Source organism: Flavobacterium sp. NG2, from assembly GCF_034119845.1.
Classification (GTDB): Bacteria; Bacteroidota; Bacteroidia; order Flavobacteriales; family Flavobacteriaceae; genus Flavobacterium.
In genome coordinates, this window is record NZ_CP139420.1 from 1,720,379 (window position 1) to 1,739,044 (window position 18,666).

At 32.4% G+C, this 18,666-nt stretch carries 19 protein-coding genes; 15 read left to right on the forward strand and 4 right to left on the reverse strand.

Annotated features, from left to right (window positions below):
* Positions 1–74 precede the first annotated feature (74 nt).
* From SLW70_RS07350 to SLW70_RS07370, 5 genes are all read left to right on the forward strand, one after another.
* Positions 75–965: an OmpA family protein gene (locus SLW70_RS07350; RefSeq protein WP_320891449.1), complete on the forward strand. Its 891-nt coding sequence runs from the start codon at positions 75–77 to the stop codon at positions 963–965.
* A gap of 113 nt (positions 966–1,078) precedes the next feature.
* Positions 1,079–2,257 carry an AIR synthase related protein gene (locus SLW70_RS07355; protein ID WP_320891450.1) on the forward strand — a complete coding sequence of 393 codons (1,179 nt, stop codon included), beginning with the start codon at positions 1,079–1,081 and terminating at the stop codon, positions 2,255–2,257.
* A gap of 122 nt (positions 2,258–2,379) precedes the next feature.
* Positions 2,380–2,745 (forward strand): hypothetical protein, encoded by a 366-nt coding sequence (locus SLW70_RS07360; protein ID WP_320891451.1) that lies wholly within the window; start codon positions 2,380–2,382, stop codon positions 2,743–2,745.
* A 114-nt stretch (positions 2,746–2,859) separates the two neighbouring features.
* The gene (locus SLW70_RS07365; RefSeq protein ID WP_320891452.1) at positions 2,860–3,300 is read left to right on the forward strand and encodes a hypothetical protein; all 441 of its coding nucleotides are present in this window, start codon (positions 2,860–2,862) and stop codon (positions 3,298–3,300) included.
* Positions 3,301–3,398: 98 nt separating this feature from the next.
* The gene (locus SLW70_RS07370; RefSeq protein ID WP_320891454.1) at positions 3,399–3,764 is read left to right on the forward strand and encodes a DUF1801 domain-containing protein; all 366 of its coding nucleotides are present in this window, start codon (positions 3,399–3,401) and stop codon (positions 3,762–3,764) included.
* A 126-nt stretch (positions 3,765–3,890) separates the two neighbouring features.
* On the opposite strand, the gene SLW70_RS07375 is transcribed toward SLW70_RS07370, so the two are convergent.
* Positions 3,891–4,904: a M28 family peptidase gene (locus SLW70_RS07375; protein WP_320891455.1), complete on the reverse strand. Its 1,014-nt coding sequence runs from the start codon at positions 4,902–4,904 to the stop codon at positions 3,891–3,893.
* Between the two features lie 120 nt (positions 4,905–5,024).
* Here SLW70_RS07375 and rocD point away from each other — a divergent pair, with 120 nt between their 5' ends.
* Positions 5,025–6,275: an ornithine--oxo-acid transaminase gene (gene rocD, locus SLW70_RS07380; protein WP_320891456.1), complete on the forward strand. Its 1,251-nt coding sequence runs from the start codon at positions 5,025–5,027 to the stop codon at positions 6,273–6,275.
* Positions 6,276–6,490: 215 nt separating this feature from the next.
* Positions 6,491–7,285 carry a uroporphyrinogen-III C-methyltransferase gene (cobA, locus tag SLW70_RS07385; protein ID WP_320891770.1) on the forward strand — a complete coding sequence of 265 codons (795 nt, stop codon included), beginning with the start codon at positions 6,491–6,493 and terminating at the stop codon, positions 7,283–7,285.
* A 348-nt stretch (positions 7,286–7,633) separates the two neighbouring features.
* Here the strand turns inward: cobA and SLW70_RS07390 are convergent, their stop codons facing one another.
* The 3 genes from SLW70_RS07390 to SLW70_RS07400 form a co-directional block, all read right to left on the reverse strand.
* Positions 7,634–8,029: a hypothetical protein gene (locus tag SLW70_RS07390; protein WP_320891457.1), complete on the reverse strand. Its 396-nt coding sequence runs from the start codon at positions 8,027–8,029 to the stop codon at positions 7,634–7,636.
* A gap of 235 nt (positions 8,030–8,264) precedes the next feature.
* Positions 8,265–8,663, reverse strand: coding sequence for a hypothetical protein (locus SLW70_RS07395; RefSeq protein WP_320891458.1), 399 nt, complete (start codon positions 8,661–8,663; stop codon positions 8,265–8,267).
* Between the two features lie 193 nt (positions 8,664–8,856).
* Complete coding sequence (locus SLW70_RS07400; protein WP_320891459.1) at positions 8,857–10,089, reverse strand: hypothetical protein; 1,233 nt, start codon at positions 10,087–10,089, stop codon at positions 8,857–8,859.
* 488 nt (positions 10,090–10,577) lie between these two features.
* Here SLW70_RS07400 and ffh point away from each other — a divergent pair, with 488 nt between their 5' ends.
* The 8 genes from ffh (at position 10,578) to SLW70_RS07440 (ending at position 18,581) form a co-directional block, all read left to right on the forward strand.
* A complete protein-coding gene (ffh, locus tag SLW70_RS07405) occupies positions 10,578–11,939 on the forward strand; it encodes a signal recognition particle protein (protein WP_320891460.1) in 1,362 nt (453 codons plus the stop codon).
* A 149-nt stretch (positions 11,940–12,088) separates the two neighbouring features.
* A complete protein-coding gene (locus SLW70_RS07410; protein ID WP_320891461.1) occupies positions 12,089–12,976 on the forward strand; it encodes a bifunctional 5,10-methylenetetrahydrofolate dehydrogenase/5,10-methenyltetrahydrofolate cyclohydrolase in 888 nt (295 codons plus the stop codon).
* Positions 12,977–13,138: 162 nt separating this feature from the next.
* The gene (locus SLW70_RS07415; protein WP_320891462.1) at positions 13,139–13,534 is read left to right on the forward strand and encodes a hypothetical protein; all 396 of its coding nucleotides are present in this window, start codon (positions 13,139–13,141) and stop codon (positions 13,532–13,534) included.
* A gap of 77 nt (positions 13,535–13,611) precedes the next feature.
* Entirely contained in the window at positions 13,612–15,348 is a 1,737-nt protein-coding gene (locus SLW70_RS07420; RefSeq protein WP_320891463.1) for a tetratricopeptide repeat-containing sensor histidine kinase, read from the forward strand.
* A 99-nt stretch (positions 15,349–15,447) separates the two neighbouring features.
* Positions 15,448–16,194 (forward strand): response regulator transcription factor, encoded by a 747-nt coding sequence (locus SLW70_RS07425; protein ID WP_320891464.1) that lies wholly within the window; start codon positions 15,448–15,450, stop codon positions 16,192–16,194.
* Between the two features lie 230 nt (positions 16,195–16,424).
* Entirely contained in the window at positions 16,425–16,709 is a 285-nt protein-coding gene (locus SLW70_RS07430; protein ID WP_320891465.1) for a hypothetical protein, read from the forward strand.
* 255 nt (positions 16,710–16,964) lie between these two features.
* Complete coding sequence (locus SLW70_RS07435) at positions 16,965–17,519, forward strand: phage tail protein (protein WP_320891466.1); 555 nt, start codon at positions 16,965–16,967, stop codon at positions 17,517–17,519.
* A gap of 225 nt (positions 17,520–17,744) precedes the next feature.
* On the forward strand, positions 17,745–18,581 hold the full coding sequence (locus SLW70_RS07440; RefSeq protein ID WP_320891467.1) for a T9SS type A sorting domain-containing protein: 837 nt from the start codon (positions 17,745–17,747) through the stop codon (positions 18,579–18,581).
* The last annotated feature ends 85 nt before the right edge of the window (positions 18,582–18,666 follow it).

The following is an 18,666-nucleotide window of genomic DNA, read 5'->3' on the forward strand; positions in this document are numbered from 1 at the left end:
GGCTATCTGGAAATTAACGGATAGCCTTTTTTGTATATTCTAATGATTTAATTTTACCTTTTAATCCTAAGTATATGATGATTTATAGATGTTTTTTAATTTTCTTTTTTGTTACTAATCTGTCTTGGTCACAGGAGCAGTTTTCTGTTTATTTTGAAAGCAATAAGTTTGAGTTGACTAAAAATGAAAATCATGCTTTAGGAAACTGGATAGAAGAAAATAAAACGAGTAAAATCATTGGAGCTTATGGGTTTTGTGACGAAGATGGTTCGGTGGAATATAATGAGGTGTTGGCGTCAAAAAGAGTTGACTTTGTTTATAGTATAATCAAAGATAAAGTGAAAATCAGGGAAGATTTTAAAACCCGAACTTTTGGAGAACTGCACAAACAATTACCTGAAAAAGCGAAGAATAGAAAAGTAACCTTGTATTTTCTAAAGGAAAAAGATATTGAGAAGGAAAATGAAATTTTAGGAATTAAGCCCATAGTTGTGGAAGCCGAAATGCCTAAAGCCCCCATTATTTTTCCTGATAGAGTTTCTATTCAAAATCCTAACGGTACAAAAACAGAATTGCCACTCGATGTTGCCTTTATGCAGGCTGCTAGTCAGGCTAAAGTGGGGGAGAAGCTCAAAATAAAAAACTTGAATTTTGTACTAAACACTTTTGCGGTGGTAAACGAATCAAGAGGGAAGTTGTATGAGTTGTTATTGATTATGCAAAAAAATCCCAATCTAAAAATCAGTATTCAAGGGCATTTGTGTTGTGTGGGTATCGATAGAGCCGATTTATCAACTCAGAGAGCTAGGGCAGTCTATAAGTTTTTAGAATACAATGAGATTGATAAAAGTCGTATGACTTATAAAGGTTTTGGGGTTTCACGGCCTCTTTTTCCGATACCTGAAAAAAATGAAGAAGAGCGAGCAGAAAATAGAAGAGTCGAAATTGAGATACTGGAAAATTAATTTTTTTTATTTAATAAAAGGCAATCTAAATTCTACAATCCAAAATCCGTAATCTTTTGTTATCTTTGCGCACGCAAACCAGTTGCTCAAAATCAATTACACAATTAGAATTCATGAGTTCAGATACTTCAAAAAGATATGCCCTTCGTGGGGTTTCGGCATCTAAAGAAGATGTGCACAACGCCATAAAAAACATTGACAAAGGATTATTTCCGCAAGCATTTTGTAAAATCGTACCTGATTATTTGACTCAGGATGAGGATTATTGCTTGATTATGCATGCTGATGGAGCAGGGACAAAATCGTCTTTGGCCTATATGTATTGGAAAGAAACGGGTGATTTATCAGTTTGGAAAGGTATCGCTCAAGATGCTTTGATTATGAACATCGATGACTTATTGTGTGTAGGAGCTACTGATAATATTTTGCTTTCTTCAACTATTGGTAGAAATAAAAACCTGATTCCTGCTGATGTTATTTCGGCTATCATCAATGGTACCGAGGAACTGATCAAGGAATTGGATTCCTTTGGCGTAACCATTCATTCAACCGGAGGAGAAACGGCTGATGTGGGTGATATCGTGCGTACGATTATTGTGGATTCTACAGTAACGGCTCGTATGCCTCGTGCTAAAGTGATTGACAATGCTAATATTCAAGCTGGGGATGTGATTGTAGGATTGGCTTCTTTTGGTCAAGCTACTTATGAAAAAAGCTATAATGGCGGAATGGGAAGTAACGGATTAACATCGGCTCGTCATGATGTGTTCGAAAAATATTTGGCGACCAAATACCCTGAAAGTTATGATGCAGCAGTACCCAACGAATTAATCTATTCTGGTCAAGTGAAATTGACCGATGCTGTAGAAAATAGCCCAATTGACGCTGGTCAATTAGTACTTTCGCCTACACGTACCTATGCTCCAATTATCAAGAAGATATTAGACAAATATAATTCAAACGATATTCACGGAATGGTGCATTGTAGCGGAGGAGCGCAAACTAAAATCTTGCACTTTGTGAATAATCTTCACATTATTAAAGACAATTTATTTACAGTTCCACCATTATTTCAATTGATTCTAGAGCAATCAAAAACCGATTGGAAAGAAATGTACCAAGTATTCAACTGCGGTCACCGTATGGAATTATACGTTCCTGAAGCTGTTGCTCAAGATATTATCGCGATTTCAAAATCATTCAATGTGGATGCACAAATCGTAGGTAGAGTAGAAGCTGCGGATGCTAAAAAATTAACGATTACCAGCGAATACGGAACTTTCGAGTATTAAAAATTTGTTTAAAGTTTAAAGTTTAAAGTTGTTTAATCTTGTAGATTGTAAATAATTTTAGTTTTTACAGACCTTTAAACTCTTAAACAATTTTAAACTTTTAAACGATTAAACTTTTTTCAATGTACGAACTCATTTTTTGGCAATACTTAGACGAAGTGTATCTCAATCATCAATTGGTGTATGAAGCCTTGATTGAGGGAGAAATGGTTGAAGGACTAGAGCTACTTCCTGTACAAGTGATTTTAAACCGAATCGCTTCGGTATTTGATACTTGGGAGAAAGTAGATGGTGACAGTTGGAAAAACCCAAAAGGGAAAGGTGCTTTTCAAGTCAATACAACGCCTCAAAGTATTCAAATAGACTGCTACGGAACTGAGGGGAAAACGATGGACAAACTCGTGAGTATTATGGAAGAATTCAAATGTCCGTTATACGATCCACAAATTCCTGCTCGTTACGATGAGTTTTATGAAGAAGAGGAATAAGAGGTCAGTGGTCAGTTTTTTTAGTATTCAGTTAGTGCATAAAAATAAATAATTAGTGATAATTGGTGTAAATAGTGGTTTGAAAAAATCCCCAATCCAAATTCCTTAAAAAAAATGAAAATAAATCTCAAAAACGGTATTGATAAATTGCTTTTTGGTATGAAACAAAAAGATGTAACAGCAATTTATGGCAAACCAACTAAAGAATATAAAGACGAAGACGGTCACCAAATTTTAGTGTACAATAACCTTAAAATGCGTTTGACTTTTTACCATGACGAAGATTTTAAACTAGGTTATATTGTGGCTTCAAGTCCAGCCTTGGAATTGTTTGGTAACAAAATCATCGGACAAAAAATCATCGATGTCAAAAAAGACTTAGCTAAGAAAAACATCACTAAGTTTACGCAAGAAGAGTTTGATACTTTTGAGAATTATTTCAATGATGAAAACTGGATTATTTTTCAAACGGAGTTTGATGATGTAGTTAAATTTGAGATAGGAGCTATCATCAGTGATAAAGATGAGTTTGAGTGGAAATTTGGTAAAAAATAAATTTCAATAATTTTATAGTATAAGGAAACCGCCAATGAGAGTTGGCGGTTTTTTTTATGAGTTTTAGCTATATTTGACCAATACAATTATTGTATAATATGACACCACTAGACGAATTTTATCAAAGACAACAAGAACCTCTTAAAGGAGTTTATTTGGCTTTGCGTGATATCATTTTAAAGCAAGATGAAAATATTACACATAGTTTAAAATACGGCTGTCCTTTTTTTAGTTACAAAGGCAAGATGTTTTGTTATCTGTGGTTTCATAAAAAGTTCAAGCAACCTTATATTAGCTTGGTAGAAGGGATGTTATTTGAAGAGCCATTTTTACTACAAGAAAAAAGAGCCAGAATGAAAATCATGCTTTTGGACATGGATGAAGATTTGCCCATAGAACAAATTGAAGCTATTATTCAAAAAGCTATTTCGTTTTACCAATCAGGACTTATTAAAATAAAGTAGTAAATGTACAATTGCTTTTTTACAATCTATATTGATGTTTACCATTAAGAGATTAAGGGTGATTAAGTCTTAATTTTACTTAATTTCTTAATGGTAAAATTTTAAATCTTCATTTTAGTGAAATAATTATCTATCGACCGTAATTCGGTTTTCGCGATTGGCTAGTTCCCAAGCTACGACAAAGGCCAGTTGTGCTCTTTTGGCAAGGGCGTCATATTCTATTTTATCTGCAGTATCAGTTGGTCGATGATAATCAGCGTGCACACCGTTGAAAAAGAAAACGGATGGAATCCTGTGTTTTGCAAAATTGTAATGGTCGGAGCGTTCGTAGTAATGGTTTGGGTCACGAGGGTCATTGAATTTAAAATTCAAATCGAGTTGGGTGTATTTCTCGTTTGTAGCCAAGACAATGTTGTGTAATTCGGTTGATAAACGATCAGCGCCTATAACGTAAACATAGTTATTTGTTGAAGGATGTTCGGCATCGCGACGACCTATCATGTCAATGTTGATATCACTAACAGTGTTTTTTAATGGAAATATTGGGTTTTCAGTATAATAGGAAGAACCTAATAAACCGTGTTCTTCGCCTGTAAGATGCAAGAATAAGATGGAGCGTTTAGGGCCGTGGCCTTCATTTTTGGCAATTTGGAAAGCTTGCGCAATTTCTAACAAGCTTGAAGTTCCAGAGGCGTTATCATCGGCACCATTGAAAATGGTTTCTTTTTTCTTTCCAATATGGTCGTAATGAGCCGAAATGATGATGATTTCTTCTGGTTTTTCGGTTCCTTCAATAAAAGCACAAATGTTTTCGGAAGCATTTAAGATTTGTCCACTTCTTGTTTTTAGGAATTGAGAGGGGATTTTTTGGTAAAAATCGGCTTGGTTTTTTGGGTGTGAAATTTTATTTTCTTGATAAAACGAAATCAGATAATTGCCTGCTTTTTTTTGTCCGATGGAGCCTGTGTCTCGCCCTTCCATAGTGTCTGCTGCAATGGTGAATACATGAGTTTTTAATTCCTCAGCCGTTATTGTGTTAAGGTATTTACTAGCGTCTGTTGTTAGTTTGTTGTCGGTTCTTTTGGTATTGGCACAGGATAGTGTTAGTAAAAGTAGGGAGAGAACAAGCGTTTTTTTCATTTTTTGATAGTATACGATTCAAGAGCGAATAAAGATATAAAAATAGATTAACTATTTGAATGTTTGGGGCTCGGTGTAATTATCACTATTTTTGCACTTTAATGAATAAAAAACGACATCATGCAACAAGTACAAGATCAACTTTCATCGAAATCAGAAGCATTAATAGCAAAAGAAAATAAATATGGTGCTCATAATTATCATCCTTTGCCAGTGGTTCTAGAGAAAGGGGAAGGTGTTTTTGTTTGGGATGTGGATGGAAAAAAATATTATGATTTTCTTTCCGCCTATTCTGCCGTAAATCAAGGGCATTGTCATCCTAAGATTGTAGGGGCGATGGTGAGTCAAGCGCAAACTTTGACATTGACTTCCCGTGCTTTTTATAATGACCAATTAGGAGTTTATGAAGAATATGTTACTAAGTATTTTGGTTTTGATAAAATGTTACCCATGAATACAGGTGCTGAAGCGGTGGAAACTGCTTTGAAACTGTGTAGAAAATGGGCATACGAAGTAAAAGGAATCGCTGAAAACCAAGCACAAATTATTGTTTGTGAAAATAATTTCCACGGAAGAACGACTACGATAATTTCGTTTTCAAATGATGAAGGAGCACGCAAGAACTTTGGTCCTTATACGGAAGGTTTTGTTAAAATAGAGTATGATAATCTTGAGGCTTTGGAAAGAGTTTTAGAATCATCATCCACTATTGCAGGATTTTTGGTGGAACCTATTCAAGGGGAAGCCGGAGTTTATGTGCCTAGTGAAGGCTATTTGGCGAAAGCCAAAGCATTGTGTGAAAAATACAATGTGTTATTTATTGCTGATGAGGTACAAACAGGGATTGCACGTACGGGTAGATTATTAGCTGTACATCACGAAAATGTACAACCTGATATTTTGATTCTAGGGAAAGCGCTTTCAGGTGGTGTTTATCCCGTGTCGGCTGTTTTGGCTGATGATGCGATTATGAATGTAATTAAGCCAGGGCAGCACGGTTCTACGTTTGGTGGGAATCCTGTAGCGGCGGCAGTAGCAATTGCAGCTTTGGAAGTGATAAAAGACGAAAAATTAGCGGAGAATGCAGAACGTTTGGGAATAATTCTAAGAGATGGACTAAACGAAATTGCTAAAAAGAATTCGTTAATAACCTTAGTAAGAGGAAAAGGATTGCTAAATGCGATTGTAATTAATTGTGATGAAGAATCCGATTTGGCTTGGGAAATTTGCTTGAAATTTAGAGACTTAGGTTTGTTAGCGAAACCTACACATGGTAATAAAATTCGTTTGGCACCACCATTAGTAATTACCGAAGAGCAAATAAAAGATTGTCTAAGTATCATTGAAAAAGCATTACAAGCTTTTGTATAATTGTATGAAATAGTTGCAAAAAGAAGCTTTTTGCTTCATAAGTACATAAAATTTGAGATTTTTTTAGTTTTAATTACGTATTTATACTTATATTTGTCTAAGTATTTACGTAGTTAAGCTGATTAGTAATCAAATTTGAAAATAGAATGGTCGATTTTTTACGTCAAAAGTTAGAACGAACAGTTGCTGTTTTCAAATTCTTAAATGAAAATAATATGAATAAGTCCAATACACCTAAGTTAACGATTGTAGGAGCGGGTCCAGGAGATGTAGAGTTAATCACAATGAAGGCAATAAAAGCTTTAGAAGCTGCTGATGTGGTATTGTATGATGCTTTGGTAAACGAAGACTTATTGCAATATGCACCAAATGCTGAAATTGTTTTTGTAGGGAAACGTCTAGGATGTCACGCTTATAGTCAAGATCAAATTAATGCACTTATTGTGTCCATGGCTCAACAACACGGACATGTAGTCCGTTTAAAAGGAGGAGATCCTTTTGTTTTTGGAAGAGGAAGTGAAGAAATAGAATACGCACAAGAATTTGGTTTAGAAACCGCTATTGTTCCCGGAATATCTTCTTCGATGGGAGTGCCTGCTTTGAACGGTATTAGTTTAACTCAGCGCAAAGTGGCAGAGAGTTTTTGGGTGATTACAGGGACAACATCAGATCATAAATTGTCTAAGGATGTGACTTTGGCATCGCAATCATCAGCAACGGTAGTTATTTTAATGGGAATGCATAAATTGAACGAAATTGTAGATGTATATCAATCAAATAGAACGGATGATTTGCCAATAGCAATTATTCAAAATGGTACAAGAGCAGATCAAAAGAAAGTGATAGGAACAATGAGTTCGATTACAGATTTAGTGAAAGACCAACAAATTTCATCGCCAGCCATTATTGTGATTGGTGAAGTAGTGGGAAATATATCGAAGTTGACGGAATACTTAGTTGAAGAAAATATAGAAGACGAATTTGTATATCAAAATTTAAGTTTGATTTAAAATACGTTAGTTTGTAAAATACGTTAAAAGGTTAGATTCGTCTAGCCTTTTTTGTGGGCTTTCGCCAAAGTGGATTGGGATTGGGTAGAAAAATGTTTTTTCACAAAGATACGCCAAGAGAAAACACAGAGAATCACAAAGGTTTTAAAACCAAATGGAGATATGAAATAGGATTTTAAAAAAAGGCACACATATAATTGAACGGATTGAGAGCCTTAGGCTCGGTATATTTTGTAGGGATGGATTTTAATCCATCCATGTATATAGACAAAGGGAATTGAGTGCCGTAGGTACGGTATGATTTTTAATGCGGTTGACAGTAATTTTCTTCCGTTTCGTTCTCGTTAATTAATCAAACCAAATTCCTGTATCTATAAAATCTATATTGTATGATTTGCATTTTGGACAAAAGTTTTTGCTTTTTTTAAAACATTTACCACCCCAATAATGATTTTCAATTTCCAAATCCTCTGTAAACATACCAGGCTCATAATATGGAATATATTTTTCATTCTTCGTTTCAATTTCAATTTCAATGCTTTTGGAAAAAAAATATAGAAATTTCTTTTTAATAATTACAGTTTTTTTGTAATCATATAGATTTATTTGCTCAATTTCATTAGATTCAGTATTTAATGCTGGTGCGCCATATTTAGTTAAATGATTTAATCTACCTCCACCAATACCTATTGACTTTGTTTTGTAACCACAGTTGATACAAATTGGTGAAATTGCAAAACCCATAATATCTATAATTTAAAATGTTTTAATTGTTCTTTGGTAATAATTTACTTACGCTAATTTTTGGTTTTTAATTAAACCAATATTTACAGATCAAAATGAAGAATGATTCGTCGCTTGGCGATATAGCTGATGAAGGAAGCCTTATCTCTCGTTTAAACACAATTTTCCAAGTACAAAACCATCTTTAAATTCAGCCTAAAACCCTAATCACGACAATCTGTTATAAAAAGTTTCATTAATTCCTATTTGCAATCTCTACTTGATAAAATCCTTTTTGTTTTAAAATCAATAAGCTAATTATCCCATCGTTGTTATAAACAATCTCATTTTTAATATTATCAAGATCAATTGAATTTTCATTGTTTTCTTCTAATATTGAATTTACTATTCCAAAAAATTCGTGTGCAATATCTGTCGGAATAGAAAATGTAATCGATTTCCATCCTTGCTTGTAATTTTCCTTATATTGATAATCATTGTAAAAATGATTTTTGATAATATTGTGCTTTTCTAAAACTTTATATTCGTTATCTTCCTGAATCTTCTTACCTGTTTTTTTCTCGCTTAATTCAAACAATTCTTTATGTATACCTGCTCGTTTTGACAATTCGTCTGTAAATATTGAATAGTTCATTTTTTTGGTTTTAATTTTTTTTTTTTTTTTTTCAGAATACTCTCGTGACGTGGAAATTGCTTAAAACGATTGACTGCTTGGTAATGTGGCAGATTAAGGAAGTTTTATCTTTCGGTTAATGATTAATTTAACAAGTAAAAACTATCTTTAAATTAAGCCTAAAACTCAAATCGACTTTTATAAATTGTGTAGATTAGAATGGTAGATCATCATCATAAGCCTTTTTAATAGATTTTACATTATTGGTATTAATTTTTAAATTATTTGGAAGATAAGTATTTCGATAATTATTTTTTGACATAATAATTGCTTCTTCATAACTCCATTTTTGATCAGGTGTTACTTGATGTGTTATCTCAATTTTTTTTTCTGAAATACATTTTATAATGTTTTCTATAAGTTCACAACATTTATAAGTTTCTTTGATAATTTGCTTTTCGGAAAACTTGACCATTGCCCAATTTAATTCTTCAAAAAAATCTTCTCTTTCTTTGTCTGAAGTTCTTTCGTGGTGAATAGGTTGCCCATTTTCAGCAGAATATGGCTCATCAATTTCAATAACTAAATAAAATCCTGTTTTATTACAAACTAATAAAAAGTCAGGTTGGTAAGAATTTGTGATTTCTATTGGGACAATATCTGTTTTGATTTGATTACCAAAATATTGTAATAAAAACTCTAAAAAGAATTCCTCAGTTCTTCCTTTTACTGCAATTTTTTGATTAAAAGTATATTCTAATTCAGGTTTAAGTGACAAATAAAAAATTTCTTTTTCTGCTTTCTCGCGATTTGTTTCTACTTTTTTTAATTTATTATATTTGTACTTTCGATAGTCTTCAATCGCTCTTGAAGTTATTTTATTTACTTCTTCAGTAAAATTTGCAATTATTAAACTAAATTCTATTTCATCGAAATATTTTTTTTCTTCAATTTTTCTTTTAAAAAACCCAAAAAATATAAATATTATTGTAATAATACATAGGAATATTAAACAATATAAAGCATTTTGTATTGTAGAATATTTAAATGTAATTAAAGAGATTATAATATTTACAATTATATTTAACTGAATAAAAAAAGGTATATTTTTTTCTATTTGAACAAGCTTAAAATTTCGTGGTTTCCTCGGAAGTTTATAATCTTCATTTGCAGGATTACTGTAATAAAAGTCTTTTAAACTAAAAATAATTTCATCTTCTTCAAAATTTAAATATTCGCTTAAGCTATAGTCGTCTTTAAATAGACCTTTATTGAAATTTGGAAATTTAAGGTAAACCCGTGAACTTAACGGATAATAGGATTCATTAATATGCTTTAAAATTTCTGTATAATGAATTTCTCTATTAATATTAATCTGGATGTTTTTAGGAATTAATATAATTGGATAATTAGTATTAATATCATTTAATTTATAATTGTATTTCATTCGCGGATTTTCTTTAAAATTACAGCCAACTATTCAATAAGCGAATAAACATTACTACTTCTATCCCAAAATGAAATGTTAGTCCCATTTTTTTGCCAAAAATATAACGTTCTATTTTACTCACTTCGGACAAATTTAAAAATAATTCCTACATCTTAAACGAAAAGAAATAGTTTTTCAAGAAGAATTAAAATTATTAGTCAAAAAGTGAATTGAGTGTAGATTTTGCGTGAGGGATAGAAGCGAAAATCCCGCAGCCCGACGTAGGAGGTGCGAGGAATTGTAGCGGATAGCCCGACCCGCTTTTTCGCGGGGCACGCCCAAAGTGGGAGTGTGAATTTTGGATTTAGAAGAGGGAAGTTGGGTTGATTTGTTATTCTTGAAATCATGAAATAAATCTTCTTTTAACTTTGTGTCTTTGCTACTTACAACCTTTGAAGCTAAAGAACTTTATATTATATTTGCACTTCCTAAAAAACAATACTATCATGTTTGATAATTTAAGCGATAAACTAGACAAAGCCTTTCATATATTAAAGGGGCACGGAAAAATTACAGAAGTAAACGTTGCCGAGACCTTAAAAGAAGTGCGTCGTGCGTTACTTGATGCCGATGTTAACTTTAAAATTGCTAAAGATTTTACTACTAGAGTAAAAGAAAAAGCGATTGGTCAGAACGTTTTAACTACACTACAACCAGGTCAGTTATTGGTGAAATTAGTAAAAGATGAGTTGACAGAATTGATGGGTGGAGATGTTGCTGGGGTTAATCTTTCAGGTAATCCTTCAGTAATATTGATGTCAGGTTTACAAGGTTCTGGAAAAACTACTTTCTCTGGGAAATTGGCCAATTTTTTACAAACAAAAAAGAATAAAAAACCACTTTTAGTGGCTTGTGATATTTATCGTCCAGCGGCAATCCAACAGTTGTACGTTGTGGGAGATTCTATTGGTGTTGAAGTATATTCGGAACCAGAGAATAAAAACCCAGTCGAAATTGCACAAAACGCTATCAAACATGCTAAAGCAAATGGCTTTAATGTGGTAATTGTCGATACGGCAGGTCGTTTGGCAGTTGATAAAGAGATGATGGACGAAATTGCACGTGTACACAAAGCAATTGAGCCTCAGGAAACTTTATTTGTGGTCGATTCGATGACAGGTCAAGATGCGGTGAATACAGCTAAAGCTTTCAATGATATCTTAAACTTCGACGGTGTTATCTTAACCAAATTAGATGGTGATACTCGTGGTGGAGCAGCGTTATCAATCAAAACGGTGGTTAACAAACCCATTAAGTTTGTAGGTACAGGTGAGAAAATGGATGCTATTGATGTATTCTACCCTGTACGTATGGCAGAACGTATCCTTGGAATGGGAGACGTTGTTTCGTTAGTTGAAAGAGCACAAGAGCAATTTGACGAAGAAGAAGCTAGAAAACTTCAAAAGAAAATCGCTAAAAACGAATTTGGTTTTGACGATTTCTTGACTCAAATTCAGCAAGTAAAGAAAATGGGTAATATGAAAGACTTGGTAGGAATGATACCAGGTGCTTCAAAAGCCATGAAAGATGTAGAAATAGAAGATGATGCTTTCAAACATATCGAAGCGATTATTTATTCGATGACTCCAATAGAAAGAAAAAAACCATCTGTTATTGATGTCAAAAGAAAAGCGAGAATTGCAAAAGGGTCTGGGACAAAAATTGAACAAGTAAATCAATTAATGAAACAGTTTGACCAAATGAGCAAAATGATGAAGATGATGCAAGGCCCAGGCGGAAAAAACCTAATGAAAATGATGGGGGGAATGAAAGGCGGTATGCCAGGTGGAATGCCGGGGATGAGATAAAGAGCTTGTTTCAAGTTTCAGGTTTCAAGTATAAAGTAGATTGAAGCTAAAGGTTGAAAAATAATATAACAGATTGTTTTGGTTGAAAGGTTTGTTTCTTATGTGGAACTTGAAACCTGAAACTTGAAACTTTTAAAACAAAAAAAAGAATGCAAATATTAGACGGAAAGAAAACATCAGACGATATTAAAAGCGAAATTGCTGCTGAAGTACTAGCAATAAAGTCCAGTGGTGGAAAAGTACCTCACTTGGCTGCTGTAATAGTAGGGAATAACGGAGCGAGTTTAACTTATGTAGGGAGTAAAGTAAGATCTTGCCAACAAATTGGTTTTGAATCTACCTTGGTAAGTATGCCTGATACTATTACTGAAGAAGAGTTGTTGGCTAAAATTAAAGAATTGAATGAGGATGATAACCTAGACGGATTCATTGTTCAATTGCCTTTGCCAAAACATATTGATGAGGAGAAAATTCTTTTGGCAATCAATCCTGAGAAAGACGTAGATGGTTTTCATCCTACTAATTTTGGACGTATGGCACTAGAAATGGAAACATTCTTGCCAGCTACACCATTTGGAATCATGGAATTGCTTGAACGTTACAAAGTAGAAACTTCTGGAAAACACACTGTTGTTATTGGTCGTAGTCATATCGTAGGTCGTCCTATGAGTATTTTAATGAGTCGTAAAGGGTATCCTGGAGATTCTACAGTTACTTTGACACATAGTCGAACTAAAAATCTAGAAGAATACACTAAAAATGCCGATATTATTATCACAGCTTTAGGTGTTCCAGAATTTTTAAAAGCCGATATGGTAAAAGAGGGAGTGGTAATTATTGATGTTGGAATTACACGTGTAGAGGATTCATCAAACCCAAAAGGATATGTTATCAAAGGAGATGTAGAGTTTGATGGCGTAAGTAAAAAAGCTTCTTTTATTACACCAGTACCAGGAGGAGTTGGGCCAATGACCATAGCGATGTTGTTGAAAAACACACTTTTGGCTCGTAAGATAAGAGCAAGAAACAATCAATAAGAAATAAGAATTCTAAACCTACTCTTCGAGTAGGTTTTTTTTATGACTCTAAAAAAATAATGTAAGATTTAAAAGATAAATTAATGTGGTTTTTGCCCTTTTTATTAAATAAAAAAATATCTTTAACAACAATTAATGTAATCTTAAATAAACAAGTATACTATGAGTTTTTATCCTACACTGCAGAACACAAAAATCAATTCAGAACCTTTTGTTTTTGCAAATAATAAAACAGTTTCATATCCAGTAGCGCCTTTAGTTTCGGCTAAATTTTACGAAGTGAACAATGTTCAAACACTTAAAGTACGTGTGACTTTATATATCGATTCCAATGTAACCACAAATCCAAAATTAGAAACTCCTACTGAAGTTGGTGAGGATTTAGAACTGTATTTTGACTACGATTATACCGAAGAAATACCAGTAAGCTGTAATGTTTGGTACGTTGAATTCGACTATACTTCAGCTACCATTGCAAATATTAATAATGTTGTTTCCTTTTTAAAAGATATTGATCCTGAAGTTTCAAGAGGGACAACCACAAAAGTTTTAAACTAACAATATTTATTTTATTCTAAAAATCGTTTAATTAATAATTGGTTAAACGATTTTTTATATCCAACAATTTTTTTAGAATGACATTTAAAAGGAAATCATTTTTAATCTTATTTTTTGTCTCTTCGATGGCAATCCTATCCCAGGGAATTGCTAAAGTTGATCCTTTTGAGGTTACTTTAAGGAAAAAGAGTAAAGAATATAAAAATGAAGTCAACTTCGTAAAGGCTTTTTTATTTTATAATCAAAAGAAATGGGATTCTACATTGATTTATTCAATGAAACAATTAAGTGCCAATAAAAATCGTGAATTGGCTAATTACTGTCGTTTTTTTAGAGGTAAAAGTTTTTTGAATCTTGATTTGTTTAAACAAGCAAAGAGAGAACTCCATTTAGTTTCAAAGGATTTTGAATTTTATTTGTTAGCAAATAATCATTTAGGAAAGGTGTTAATTGAGTCTAGAGAATTCAAAGAAGCCTTGTCTATTTTTAAAGAAATAGAAAGTTTGGGGGATAATGTGCCTTCTTATATTGATAAGTGTTTGTTATATAGTGATATTGGGACTTGTTATTTGTTTTTAAATGATTTTGATAATTCTGAAAAATATTTTCTTACTGCAATAAAACTAGCCGAAAAGGGGAATGATGATAAAGTATTAATGAGTCTTTATCAAAACATTGCCAATGTGTATTATGAACAATACAAAGACAATAAAGCCATACCTTATTTTGAAAAAGCGTACCAATTATCAAAAAGAGTGGATGATTTTAGTTGTAAAGAATTTTCGGCTAAGAACATGGCAGTAGTCGAACAAAATCGGAATAATTTTGAGAAGGCACTAGAATATAGGAAGGAATATGACCAATGGAAAGATTCTTTAAATAATCAAAATAAAATTTGGGAAACGGCTCAAATCGAGAAAAAATTTGCCATCAAACAAAAACAAAAGGAAGTTAATTTACTCGCAACCGAAAATAAACTAAGAGAAGCGGAACGAAATAGTTTGTTGTTTTCTTCGGGATTATTATTAGTGATATTAGGTGCTGGATTTTATTTTTACCGTCAAAAAGTAAAAAGTAATAAAATCATATTAGAACAAAAAATGATACTAGATGATTTGAATGCAACTAAAGACAAACTTTTCTCAATTGTTAGTCATGACTTGCGTTCTTCGGTAAATGCTTTAAAAACAAGTAATTCAAAACTTCAGACGAGTTTGTCTTCTAAAAATTATGAGGCTTTGGATGTTCAATTGAATACGAATAACGCCATTGCTAATGGGGCTTATAACTTGTTAGATAATTTGTTGAATTGGGCTTTGTTACAAACACAGCAATCTTTTTTTTATCAAGAGTCGGCACATTTACAATCTATTGTAAAACAGGTTGTTTTTAATTATGAGCCTTTGATGCTTAATAAAGGAATTAGTTTTCAATCGAATGTAGCTGCTCCTATTTTTGTTTTTGTAGATACTGATTCGTTTAAAATTATACTTCGCAATTTATTAGACAATGCGATTAAGTTTTGTTCTGAAAATGGAAATATATCTGTTTATACAAGACCGTCTGATGATCATTTTTGTTATTTGGTAGTGGAAGATTCAGGTTTAGGAATGACCGAAACCAAGAGACAGGAATTACTTGCGCCAACGGTTTTATTATCCAAAAAAGGAAAAGAAGAGGGTGTAGGGACGGGCCTTGGTATGCAATTGTGCAAAAGTCTGATTGATAAAAATGGAGGGACATTTGCAATAGAAACTAAACTAAACCAAGGTACTAAAATGATAATTGGACTGCCTCTAGCCATTAAGCTGTAATCTTGGTTATTATCCTGATTTTTCAGACTTGTTATTATTAATAGAATACTTATATTTGTAAGAACTTACAATGTAATACTCCTAAAAAAGAGCCTATTTATGGATAATATCAATGTTTTGATTATAGAAGATACTATTGCAGAAAGTGATGCTTTGGTAGCCGTTCTTAGTATGTATAATTATAATGTAGTTGGAGTGGCTCGTACTTTTGCGGAAGCGTTACAGTTATTTTATAGTAAGCCAGTAGATGTGCTAGTGATTGATGTTTTTTTAGATGGAAATCCAGAGGGAATTACCTTTGCCGAGACCATAAATGCAGTTCCAGATGCTGCTAAACCTTTTGTGTTTTTGACAAGTTCAAGAGATAGACAAATTTTTGAACGTGCTAAGTTAACTCAACCTTATAGTTTCTTGATGAAGCCTTTTAATGAACTAGAAATTCTATATGCTTTGGAAATGGCTGTGGAAAAGTTTTATAAGCAGCCCAATGTATTTTTGAGCGAAGATCAAGATACTGTTATAAGTCAGGACTATTTATTTATTAAGAAAAACAAGGCTTTAAAGAAGGTTTTGCTTTCGGATATTATATATGTAGAAGTTGAAGATCGCTATTGTAAGATTGTAACAGAGCATGAGAAGTTTTTGATTTTGTTGTCGTTAACCAAATTAATGGAACTCTTAAACCCAAAAGTGTTTTGCAGAACACACCGCAATTTTTTAATTAATATTGATAAAATTATCGAAATTATACCTCAAGATAATTTGGTTTGGCTCAAGAATAACCATAATGTGATTTTAAGTGATAAGTACAAAGATTTTGCAAATCAATTTCGAATCTTAAAATAAATTTTGAACACTTAGTTGTTAATCCTTCATCTTTTGATGAGGGATTTTTTTTGCTTACTAATTAATGGAATCTTATAACAAGGATTTGTGGCTTCATGTCATATTTGCCAATCGGAAGAAATAGGCTCGCTAATTTAGTCACAGAAATTTAAAAGTGGAGTTCAGAAACCACTATAAAAACGAGGACCTATCCGAAAATCCTAAAGAGTAGGAAATTAAAATTATTTATTATGTTAAATCAAGCCCCAGTTCAAGAACCAACATTAGTAGGAGGATGGTCTCCGTTTCAGCCGTTAACAGCTCAAGATAAAGAGGTGTTTAGTGAAGCCTTAAATGGATTTGTTGGAGTTAGTTATACTCCAAATTCAGTTTCAACTCAAATTGTAGCAGGAACAAATTACCGTTATAAATGTACTGCTTCGATGCCTCCTTCAGAAGTAATTTGGGAAGCAGTGGTAGAGATATTTGCACCGTTAAATGGAAAACCATATATCACTGGAATAGTAAGAATCTAAATTTTATATTGTAAGGAATAGGGTCTTTTATTTTGACTCTATTCCTTTTCTTTTTTATCTCATTTATGTGTGTGCTTAACAATTTATTGTTTGTATTTTAAGAATTAAAGAACCTAATTTTCATTAGTGTTTCTCATATTTACAATTGAAATCTACTTGTTTAAACAGAAAATTATTACTGAAAGTTTTACGATTATAATAGACAAACATAGATTTTTTAGCACTAATTAAAATACTCATTATAATAAATTAAATATGGACGAATTAATTGGAACGATAAAGTTTTTTGCAGGTACTTTTGTGCCTAAAGGGTTTATGGAATGTAATGGTGCTTTATTATCAATAGCTTCTAATACCACTTTGTATTCAATACTAGGAACTACTTATGGAGGAGATGGAAGGCAAACATTTGCTTTACCAGACCTTAGAAGTAGAGTCGCAATAGGAATGGGACAAGGGCAAGGTTTATCAGACTATAATCTTGGGCAAAAAGAAGGTGATGAGTTTAATATTTTAACTTTAAATAATCTGCCAAATCATACGCATACAGCTACTTTGAATGTGAACTCGGCAAATGCTACTATGACAACCCCTATAGCTTCATCAAGTATTGCTGCTCCAGGAATTACAAGTGGAAGAGAATTTACACCTGGCTTAGGATTTAATTCGTCTAGTCCTAGTGTTGCGATGAATCCTGCTTCCATACAACTGGCTGCCGTTGGTGGTTCAACACCTGTGAATAATATACAACCTAGTTTAGCCTTGAAATACATAATTTGTGTAGATGGGTTATATCCAAGTAGGCAATAGAAATTTTTTAAAAGGTAAAGACTATAAATCTTTACCTTTTTTTGTTAAAATTCTATTTTGTCTAATTAAGTTTCGTGTAAACTGGTAAGTTTCTGATTGATATGTGATTAGGTCATTAGTTACTTAAAATATATTTTTATGTAAATATATTCTTGCTTTTTATATTGAAATATTGTTTATTTGTAATAAATAACGCATGTTTTTATAAACCTAAATTTTTTTAAGATGAAAAAAAAATACCTATTAAATTTTATTGCAATTGCTATGTCACAATTATTTTGGGCACAAACTACTGAAACATTTGAAACCGAAACGGCTGGAGGTACAAGTTTTACAGATAACGGTCAAGTCTTTAATATTACCACACAAGCTGGTGGTACTTTTGATATATATTACAATATATTACCTTATGGTTGGAATGGTACGGCTGTTGATAATTATTTTATTGATAATACAGGTAGTGGAACATTTAATGTTCCGGTTAGTTTCACTATATCTAGTGCAGGTTCAACACCTTTTAATATAAAGCAATTTTGGGTGTATTTGTCACAAAGTAACTTAACTGGGTTAGGTCAAGGAGGTAGTTTGACAGTTGTTGGTAAATTAGGTTCTAACACCAAGTTTACAGCTACTAAGAGCATAGGCTTTAATGTTAATTCACTCATCAATAATGGATATACTTTAATTGATTTTACAACCTTTGGAGGAACTGATAATTCAAATGTGAATATAGATCAATTAGTAATTAGTACTACAGGTTCATTTGCTTATTGTGCATTAGATGCAATGACATGGAAGTTCGCTACTAATTTGTCAAATAAAGATTTTGTTAAAAAGTCGGATTTTGTCATTTCTCCAAATCCAGCTAAAGATTTGTTGATGATTAACTCAGATAAAGCAGCAGAATTTCAAATTTGTAATCCATTAGGACAAGTTGTTAAAACGTTTAATGTTGATTCTGGTGCTAATAGTATCGATGTTTCAGAGATGATTGATGGTATATATTTTATTAAGTCAAAAAACAATATTTCAGAAGTTCAAAAAATTATTATCAAACATTAATTAGTATAAGTTTATAAAGATTGAGGCTGCCTTTGGGCAGCCTTTTTTGTTTTTGTTTATTCCAAGTTATGAGAAATCATTGATT